The following is a 9323-nucleotide window of genomic DNA, read 5'->3' on the forward strand; positions in this document are numbered from 1 at the left end:
CCCCGGTCAGACCGGGGAGGTTGGCGGTGAATGTAGTACACACTCACACATGGGTCCGTGTTCGGCGAGACGATCGGACCGACCGATCGAGCGTCACCGAACTGTCGAGGCTAACATCAGATCCCATCTGTACGGCGGACCGCAGGGGTGGAATCCTCATCTCCTTCGGACGTATTCCTAGGTTGCGAGGGGTACTTAACCCCATCGGACCGGAACCGCCCGAGCGACGGGACGTCCAGCGCCCCGTCGATTACGCGTTTGCGTTCACATCCGAATACCCTCGAACGGATAAGGGCAACGGATCGTGACCGCGCCGGAGACCGCATCCGGCACAATCGAGGGAACACGTGTAGGAACCCATACCGCATGTGGGTGCCGTATCGAAGCGACATCGCGGCCGCCCCGTTCCCGATCCGATACCCGTCCGGAGCGACCGGCGGCCGGCCGCTCGACGAGGGTGGATGTGTCGCCTGCCTCCGCGCCGGGTTGCGGCCGGAGGGGACGTGGCGGCGTGCGCCACGTCGTTCGCATTAGTGTGGAGGACCGGGGGTGTATATATACTCGTCGAACGCCGGGCGCATCGAAACCCGCCACCATGGCACGGTTTTGCACCGATCGGTAGCGGAGCCGACACTATATAAATGCAGGGCGGTCGCTGGCCACGACACAGGGCCGTCGCCGGTGACTCGTCTGTCGCGCGGGCGGAGGTCGATCTGTCATCCCGCCCTTGCAGACACGGTCCGATCGGATGATACCCGCGCGTCGCACGCTCGGACGGGGACGCGTAAAGTCGCTTCGTAACGGAGGTCCAGGGGCTCGAGTTCGTAACGGAGGCGCACCCGCCTCCTCGACGCCGCGTGAGCGGACGCCGATACCGGAACCCGTCCCGGGCCGGCACGAGACGGCAGCGGGCATTTTTCGGCGGGACCGCTGACGCCGGTATGGTCACCGATCCGGTCTGCGGCACGGACGTGAACCCGACCGACACCGAGGTACAGTCCGAGCGCGACGGCGAGATGTACTACTTCTGCTCGATCGACTGTCGCGAGTCGTTCGAGGCCGACCCCGAAACCTACCTGGAGTGAGCCGGCAGGACCTTCGCCACCGTTCGACGTCGGCGGGGGCCGGCGGCCGAACGGATTCGGAGCGCGCCCACGTCCGCGTGGACACCATCGACGCGCCTATATCGCGGGGCTGAGTATCACCCGTCCGAATGGTCCGGGACCCGATCGCAGCCGAGTCCGTGCCGCCGGCCGAAGAGGTCTGTGCGGCGCTCGACGATCCGGACTGCCGGGAGATCATTCGCGAGCTCGAGGAACCGATGACGGCCGCCGAGCTACACGACCGGTGTGAGATCCCGCAGTCGACGCTCTACCGGAAACTCGAAGCGCTCACGGAGGCGACCCTGCTGGAGGAGTCGACCGAGATCCGGCGGGACGGCCACCACGCGAGCAAGTACTCGGTCGCGTTCACGGAGATCAGGCTCTCGCTCGAAGACGATCGGACGCTCGGCGTCGAGGTCGAACGGCCGGCCCGGACGGCCGACGAGCGCCTCGCCGAGCTCTGGTCGGAGGTGCGCAAGGAAACATGAGTCCACACACAGCAACGACGGAGGTGACCGTCGCGCTGGCCATCGTGAAGACGCTCGGTCTGCTGGTCGGCGGGATCATCACCTACTTCGCGTTCAAGGCGTATCGACGGACGAGACACCGCGCCCTCGGCTACCTCGCGGTGGGTTTCGGATTGGTGACCCTCGGCCTCGCGTTCGCCGGCCTGCTCCACGAGTTCCTCGGCGTCAGCCTCGAGACCGGCGTCCTCGTCGAGAGCGTGCTGGTGTTGATCGGCTTCCTGGTGATCGCGTACTCGCTGTACGTCCAGTAAGCGAGCGGTCGTCGGGAGCCGGTCCGTCGATGCGGAGCGGCTCAGCCCTCGAACCCGGCGTCGTCCATGATCTCGGCGAACTCGTCGGTCTCCATCGCCCCCTCGTAGACGATGGCGGTCGCCATGCCGCCCGGGTAACTGCCCTCGTTGGTCACGTGGTGGACCTTGTGGCAGTGGACGGGGTAGATGCCGGGCTCGGCGCCGGCCTCGAATTCGAGGGTGTACCGCTCCGCAGGACCGATCTGGACGACGTCCTCCTCGTACTGGGCCGCCTCGGGGACGGGGCTCCCGTCCTTTTCGACGACCCGGAACCGGTGGTTGTGCGTGTGGAAGGGGTGCATCTCGTAGCCGTTGTTCGTGACGTGGAGCCGGACGGTGTCGCCCTCCTCGACGATCAGCGGCGTCCCGAGTTCGGGGTGGAACGTCGTCGGCGCGGACCGCCCGTTGATGGTGTAGGCGTTCGGAGAGCGGTCCACCGGGTCGTACTCGGCGTCGCCGCCCGCCATCTGGTCGTGGAGGTCCGTGTCCCACTCCCGGAGGGTGAAGAAGTACTCCCGATCCGCCGGCTCGTAGCCCTCGGGATCGACGCGGAAGATGCCGTACATCCCCATGTCGAGGTGATTGTGGGTTTGATAGTGGCAGTGGTAGACGTGCGTCCCGGGCGTGTCGCCGTGGAGTTCGTAGGTGTGACTCTCGCCCGCGTCCACGTGCTCGCGCGTGGTTACCGGCGCGCCGTCGTCCTTCCAGGTCTTGCCGACGGCGTGGACGTGGACGGTGTGGGGGCGGTCGTGCTCGCCGTTGTCGTACGTGAGTTCGAGCGTCTCCCCCTCGGGCAACCGATAGACGGGACCGGGAACCGACGGGTCGAGGTCGTCCGCCTGCCAGGCCCAGACCTCGGGCAATTCGTACGGGCCGCCGGCGGCCTCGTCGGTGACGAACTGGTGGCGAGCCGCCACGGTGCGCAGCGTGGATTCGTACCCCTGCTCGGCGACGTCGACGACCTCCGGCGGCGCCGTGTACGCGTAGTCGGTCAGCGGGCCGTCCGCGGCCGACTCGTCACCGTCGCCGCCGTCGCCGCCCTCGGTTCCGCCGCCGACGCAGCCCGCCAGCGCGCCCAGTGCGCCCGCGCCCGCCATCGAGAGTACCGTCCGCCGTCCCAGCGTATCGTCGATCGAATTCATGACATCCGGTACTTGGAAACCCGCGATATAGAGCGGTCGCGGCGGTTCCCACCGGGCGGGAGCGTACGACGAACTCCCCGAATATGAGCGTACGTTTAAATCGGGGGCGATCCGGCCGCGAGATCGCCGACCGCGAACGCGCGAGCGGCGATCGCAGGCGGAGCGTCGGTCGAATCTAGCGGTTCAGCGTGTGGATCGCGCGGCCGAGCGCGTTCTCGGCGGCCTCCATCACGGCCTCCGAGAGCGTCGGGTGGGCGTGGACGGTGCCGGCGACGTCCTCGAGGCGGGCGGCGAGCTCGACGGCGAGACCCAGTTCGCCGATCAGCTCGGAGGCCTCGGGGCCGACGACGCTCGCGCCGAGGAGGAACTCGCCGTCGGCGGCGGCGACGACCTTGACGAACCCGTCGCTGTGGCCGGTCGTCAGCGCCCGGCCGCTCGCCTGGAACGGGAACGTGCCCACGACGGTCTCGAAGCCGGCTTCCTGGGCCTCGGACTCGGACATCCCCACGGTCGCGATCTCGGGGTCGGTGAAGACGACCGCGGGCATCGCCTGGTAGTCGATCGCCGACGGCTCGCCGGCGATGACCTCGGCGGCGACCTGGCCCTCCATCGAGCCCTTGTGGGCGAGCATCGGCTCGCCGGCGACGTCGCCCACCGCGAAGATGTGCTCGACGTTCGTGCGCGCGCGGTCGTCCGTGGGGACGAACCCGCGGTCGTCGGTCTCGACGCCCGCCGCCTCGAGGTCGAGCGTGTCGGAGACGGGCTGGCGGCCGACCGCGACGAGGACCTTCTCGGTGTCGATCTCCATGACCTCTTCCTGGACCGCCTCCGCGCTCGCGGCTTCGCCGCTCCCGTCAGTCGAGGCGCGCGGCGCCTCGCTCCCGCCATCGCTCGCCGCGGGCTCGGCCGGCTCGGCGACCACGGTGATCCCGTCGCCGTTGACGCGCCACTCGCTGGCACCGTAGCCGAAGTGGAAGTCGATGTCGAGCGCCTTCGCGCGCTTCTTGACCGGGCGCTTGAGGTCGTCCTCGTAGCCCGGCAGCACGTCGTCTAACATCTCGACGACGGTGACGTCGGTGCCCAGCTTGGCGAAGACGCCCGCCAGCTCCATCCCGATGTAGCCGGCGCCGACGACGACCAGCGACTCGGGGACCGACTCGAGCGAGAGGGCGTCACGGGAGCTCAGGACGGGCTCGTCCGCGAAGTCGAAGCCGGGAATCTGGATCGGGCGCGAGCCGGTTGCGACGATCGCGTGCTCGAAGCTCACGGACTCCGAGCCCTGGCCCTCGCCGCCGTGGGAGATCCGGGCGGTGTTCTCGTCGGCGAACGTCGCCGTCCCTTCCAACAGGGCGACGCCGTTCGCTTTACAGAGCTTCTCGACCCCGCCGGTCAGTTGATCGACCACGCCGTCCTTCCAGCCGACCATCCCCGCCAGGTCGATCGCGGGATCGGCGTGAATCCCCATCTCCTCGGCGTTGCCCGCCTCGTGGGCCACGTCCGTGGCCGTGATCAGCGCCTTCGACGGGATGCACCCGTGGTTGAGGCAGGCGCCCCCGTAGGCTTCCTTCTCGACCAGCGTGACGTCGAGGTCCAGCTGGCCGGCCCGGATGGCGGCCACGTAGCCCGCGGGTCCCGCGCCGATCACCAGCACGTCCGTTCCGGTAGTGACGTCTCCGACGACCATATCTTGTGTTGCACGGTCGAGCCATAAAAAGCCGCAAGATTTGCGGCTCCGAACAGCGGGACGCTCGATACGTGAACGTCTGTCAATGTCCGGGGCGAGACGGTCGGAGAAAAGGGCCTTCCTCGCGCCGACCCGGGCGTTCAGTTCACCCGCGCGACCTCGTAGCCCGCGCCCTCGATCGCCTCGATCACCGAGCGGGCGTGCTCGGAGCCGCTCGTGACGATCTGGAAGACGAGGTAGGCCTCCCCGACCCGGAGGTCGTCGACCGCGCGGTCGTGGCGCACCGTCCGGATGTTCGCCCCGTGGTCGGAGATGAGCCCGGAGACGGTCTCCATCTTCCCCGGTCGATCGGTGATGCGCACGCGCAGGTGCAAGAGCTGCTCGCGGTCGGTCAGCGCGTGGTCGAGGACGGTCTGGAGCATCGCGATGTCGATGTTGCCGCCGCCGAGCACCGGGACGACCGTCTCACCCGCGACGTCCACGTCCTCGGAGAGGACGGCGGCCACCGACGCCGCGCCGGCGCCCTCGACGAGCTGTTTCGCCCGCTCTAAGAGCAACAGCGTGGCGTGGGCGATCTCGTCGTCCGTGACGGTGACGACCTCGTCGACGTGCTCGCGGATCAGCCCGAAGGTCAGCGCCGAGATGCCGCCGGTCGCGATCCCGTCGGCGATGGTCTCCGCGTCGTCGATCGACTGGGGGATCCCCTTGTCGAGGCTGTCGGGCACCGTCGCCGCCGACTCGGCCTGGACGCCGATCACGCGAATCTCCGGGTCCAGTTCCGCGAGCGCCACGCTGATCCCGCCGATCAGCCCGCCGCCGCCGATCGGGACGACGACCGTATCGACCGCGGGGAGCGCCTCGTAGATCTCCAGGCCCAGCGTCCCCTGGCCCGCGACGATGGCCGGATCGTCGTAGGCGTGGACGAACGCGACGTCACCGCCCTCGGTGAGCGTCCGGGCGTGGTCCATCGCCGCCCGAAAGTCCCGGCCCACGAGCTCGACGTCGCCGCCGTAGCTGCGGGTCGCCTCGACCTTCGCCTGCGGGGCGTCCTTCGGCATCACGATCGTCGAGTCCAGGCCGACCTTCGTCGCGGCGAGGGCGACGCCCTGGGCGTGGTTGCCCGCGCTCGCGGCGACGACGCGCTCAACGTCGCCCGCCTCGGCCACCCGGACGAGCTTGTTGTACGCGCCCCGCGTCTTGAACGAGCCCGTCCGCTGGAGGTGCTCCATCTTCAGGTACACCGTCGCGTCCGCCATCCCGGACAGCGACCGGTTCGATTCGATCGGCGTCTCCCGGACCACCGACTCGTCGTCGAACCGCTCGCGCGCCGCTCGCACGTCCTCGAAGCGAACGTCAGCCATGCCGACCTGATCGCGGCGCGGGATGAACGGTTTGTCGGTTTCGGCCGGTGTCGGGCACCGAATCGACCGGTGGCAAGCGAGTAGCCTGTAGCGCGTGCGCCCTCCCGTCTGGTGAGGGTCCGGTCGGACGCCGTATCCGGGTCGGACGTCGCGTTCGCGGCCGTCGTCTGAACGACGCTGTGCGCGCTCTCGGTCGTCGATGCCGGGCACCACGATCCGGCGGTTCGCTTCGGAACGGCGGTCGCGGTCTGGTGCGTGGGCTTCGGGACCGTGATGATGGTGGCGGCGGTGTGATAGCGGATCGAATCCCCGACCAAAATACGGCGTTCAGCGGGTGGGTTCGAGACCTCGATCGGCGCAGCCTGAATCGTCGGCTACACCAACAGCACGGAGTTCTCGAGGGATTTATCAATACACCGATTTGACTTGCGACACCGTCACCGTCGATCAGGCGGGGTCGAACGACAACGGAAGCGTCATCGCCGAGCGGAGTTCGATTAACTCTCCGAAGGCGTGCGGTTCACGACGGTACCAAGACGCCTACGTTTCGATGAACAGAACGACCAATGTCTGCGCGCCACGCCGGCATGCAACCCTCGGTGTCCACAGGTGAACGAATCGAAGTTAGATCTCTCTTGGGATTTCCATATCTATAATATAATCGATACCGAGCCCGAGAAGTGACAGGAAAAATCCAAAATAGATGAGACCGAAGTGAGGTTCACCATCAAATATCACCCCTACGAGCGACACTTGCATTCCGAGCAGCACTAGTTTTATCCCTAACATAGGAATGACCTGAATTTTACACCCGATAAATCAATTGGTAGCCGTTCCGGTTAGTGAGTCCCCTCCCCCCAGGCCGAAAATGACAAAAGTTCAATTACTGTAGATCTGATTCTAAAGAAATGATGAGTTCTATTTTACTTGGAGTGGGTGAACCTTCTTTCCTTATCCGCCACAATAGTGGCCAAGGGTGTCTTTCACAACAGTGCCGCGCGGGGTCCGGTTCCAGTAAGGGAGTAGTCTATACGGGCGGACCGGTCTGTCCCACGTCGGATCGACGGTAATCTCCACGATCTTTTTCCCACCGAAACAGGATCCTGCTCTCTCCCCGGCGCTGTACGACTGGAATTGGGCGATGGTACGACCCGCAACTGTCGCCGGCTTTAGCCGCACCCGATGTGCCGCTATTCCAGTACTCGTATCAGAGGTCTCTGCGAGAGTGTTCGCACTCTCGCTGTAGGAGTAGTTCGCGCCCACTGAATCGTTCGTGACCGCCCCGCCGAACGTCACAGTGGTGCCGTCGGCGATCTCGTTCTGCGGTGCGACGTCGTCCGCTCCGACGTTTCTGCCATCTCCCCAATCGACCTCGATTTCGCAATTCCTGTTCCGGTACTCCGGTCGACCTGTCGTACAATACTCGTCGTTATTTCGGTTCTTACAGAGGTTGTACCCCGAGTTCATTTTGGCCCCCGCTCGAACGGCGTACTGATCGCTTTCGCCGGGGATACTCCGGACTTCATGCATTCGTTTCACGTTTCCGTAATGAGCCTGTTCGGACCAGATCGACACGTCCGAGCCACCGCCGAGTCGCTGCAACTCGTCGAAATCGTGATCCGCGCCGCTATTAGTAACGGATCGACGGTCCCGGTTTTCCAGTTTCGTTATCGTCTCTTCCAACAACTCGTCCGCCTTGGATGCGGTGGCAGTTTCGTCGAGTCCGGACGTTCCGATCCCGGTATTGTCCGCACCGATCGGTTTCACGCGCTCGACGTAATTTTCCGCCACCGAACCGTCGGCGTCGATAACGAGATTATAGGCGACGAGATCGACGTGACCCGGGAGGGAATCCAACTCCTTGAGTCCGTACTCGCCGAGATCGCCACCTGCGTTGACGAACGAGGACAGTTCGTTGGCGCGCGACTTGTCGAGCTCCTCGATCGAGAGCGGATCTCGGTACGATCCGCGAAGCTTCAGGACGGTAATGTCGTCGGGCTGGGCCGATACGTGTCCGAGGACCGCTCCCGAAGCGATCGCCGCCGAGGTGCCGAGGACGGTACGCCGTGAAATGGATCTACACCACCCTTCCTTCTGAGGGGCATCTCCTGTTGGCATTGCAACCAGTCGTGGTCCCATAATTATATTTAGACGTCCGGGATATTCGGCAAATATTTGCAGAGCGGTGCAATCACGCGGATCGGCGGATGGTCGTGATCGTCAGATGCCGAACTGAAGCGCGTGAGGAGGGATCGACCTGCACTTCGACCGGATCAAAGAGGAACGCAGCCGGAATTCACTCCAGCAACAGCAACTCGGGATTCTCGAGGTACTGCATGACCTCGTTCGCGAACCGGGCGCCGTCGGCGCCGTCGATCAGGCGGTGGTCGAACGACAGCGAGAGGGTCATCACGTGGCGCGGCTCGATGACGTCCTCGCCGTCGCGCTCGACGACGCGCGGTTTCTTCTTGATTTCGCCGACCGCGAGGATGCCCGACTCGGGGTAGTTGAGGATCGGCGTGGCGTACTCGCCGCCGATGCCGCCGATGTTGGTGATCGTGAACGTCGAACCCCGGAGCTCGTCGGGGCTGATGGTCCGCTCGCGGGCCTTCTGGACCAGCTCGTTCATCTCCGAGGAGAGCTGGAGCATCCCCTTCCGGTCGGCGTCCTCGACGACGGGCACCATCAGCCCGACGTCGGTCGCGGTGGCGACGCCGATGTTGTGGTAGTTGCGGTAGACGATCTCCTCGTTGTCGTCGTCGATCACCGCGTTCATCTCCGGGAACTCCTCGAGGGCGGCGACGACCGCCTTCATGATGAACGGCATGTAGGTGAGCCGGATGCCGCGCTCCTCGGCGACGGGCTTGAGCCGCTCGCGGGTCTCGACGAGTTCGGTGACGTCGACCTCGTCGTGGTGGGTGACGTGCGGGGCCGTGAACTTCGAGCGGACCATCGCGTCGGCGATGGTCTTCCGGACGCCCGTGAACGGTTCGCGGCGCTCGCGCTGGCCGGTCTCGCCGGCCGCCAGGGCCTCGGCGTCGGCCTCCTGGGCCCGCCGCTGGGCCTCGGCGTACTCGCGGACCGCCTCCGGCGTCACGAACGGTTCGCCGTCGCGCTCCTCGGTCGCCGGGACGGCGTTCAGGTCGACGCCCTCCTCCTCGGCGAGCTTGCGGGTCGCGGGCGCGGCCAGCGTGCGCTCGCGGTCGGCGGATTCGA

Annotated in this window: 8 protein-coding genes; 3 read left to right on the forward strand and 5 right to left on the reverse strand. The window is 66.0% G+C overall.

Annotation, left to right across the window (positions count from 1 at the left end):
- Positions 1-941: 941 nt before the first annotated feature.
- The 3 genes from QZT59_RS05745 to QZT59_RS05755 all read left to right on the forward strand — a co-directional run bounded on the left by QZT59_RS05745 (position 942) and on the right by QZT59_RS05755 (position 1881).
- Positions 942-1085 carry a YHS domain-containing protein gene (locus tag QZT59_RS05745; protein ID WP_290812632.1) on the forward strand — a complete coding sequence of 48 codons (144 nt, stop codon included), beginning with the start codon at positions 942-944 and terminating at the stop codon, positions 1083-1085.
- Between the two features lie 128 nt (positions 1086-1213).
- On the forward strand, positions 1214-1591 hold the full coding sequence (locus QZT59_RS05750) for a helix-turn-helix domain-containing protein (protein ID WP_290812635.1): 378 nt from the start codon (positions 1214-1216) through the stop codon (positions 1589-1591).
- Positions 1588-1881, forward strand: coding sequence for a hypothetical protein (locus tag QZT59_RS05755; RefSeq protein WP_290812637.1), 294 nt, complete (start codon positions 1588-1590; stop codon positions 1879-1881). The genes QZT59_RS05750 and QZT59_RS05755 overlap by 4 nt, the downstream gene beginning before the upstream one ends.
- A gap of 41 nt (positions 1882-1922) precedes the next feature.
- On the opposite strand, the gene QZT59_RS05760 is transcribed toward QZT59_RS05755, so the two are convergent.
- The 5 genes from QZT59_RS05760 to QZT59_RS05780 form a co-directional block, all read right to left on the reverse strand.
- The gene (locus tag QZT59_RS05760) at positions 1923-3062 is read right to left on the reverse strand and encodes a multicopper oxidase domain-containing protein (RefSeq protein ID WP_290812639.1); all 1140 of its coding nucleotides are present in this window, start codon (positions 3060-3062) and stop codon (positions 1923-1925) included.
- A gap of 175 nt (positions 3063-3237) precedes the next feature.
- Positions 3238-4746 (reverse strand): NAD(P)/FAD-dependent oxidoreductase, encoded by a 1509-nt coding sequence (locus QZT59_RS05765; RefSeq protein WP_290812642.1) that lies wholly within the window; start codon positions 4744-4746, stop codon positions 3238-3240.
- 140 nt (positions 4747-4886) lie between these two features.
- Positions 4887-6107: a threonine ammonia-lyase gene (gene ilvA / locus QZT59_RS05770; protein WP_290812645.1), complete on the reverse strand. Its 1221-nt coding sequence runs from the start codon at positions 6105-6107 to the stop codon at positions 4887-4889.
- Between the two features lie 951 nt (positions 6108-7058).
- Positions 7059-8225 (reverse strand): hypothetical protein, encoded by a 1167-nt coding sequence (locus QZT59_RS05775; protein WP_290812647.1) that lies wholly within the window; start codon positions 8223-8225, stop codon positions 7059-7061.
- 178 nt (positions 8226-8403) lie between these two features.
- A partial coding sequence (locus QZT59_RS05780; protein WP_290812650.1) for a dihydrolipoamide acetyltransferase family protein occupies positions 8404-9323 on the reverse strand: 920 nt, incomplete at its 5' end.

The organism is Halovivax sp., from assembly GCA_007119345.1.
Classification (GTDB): domain Archaea; phylum Halobacteriota; class Halobacteria; order Halobacteriales; family Natrialbaceae; genus Halovivax.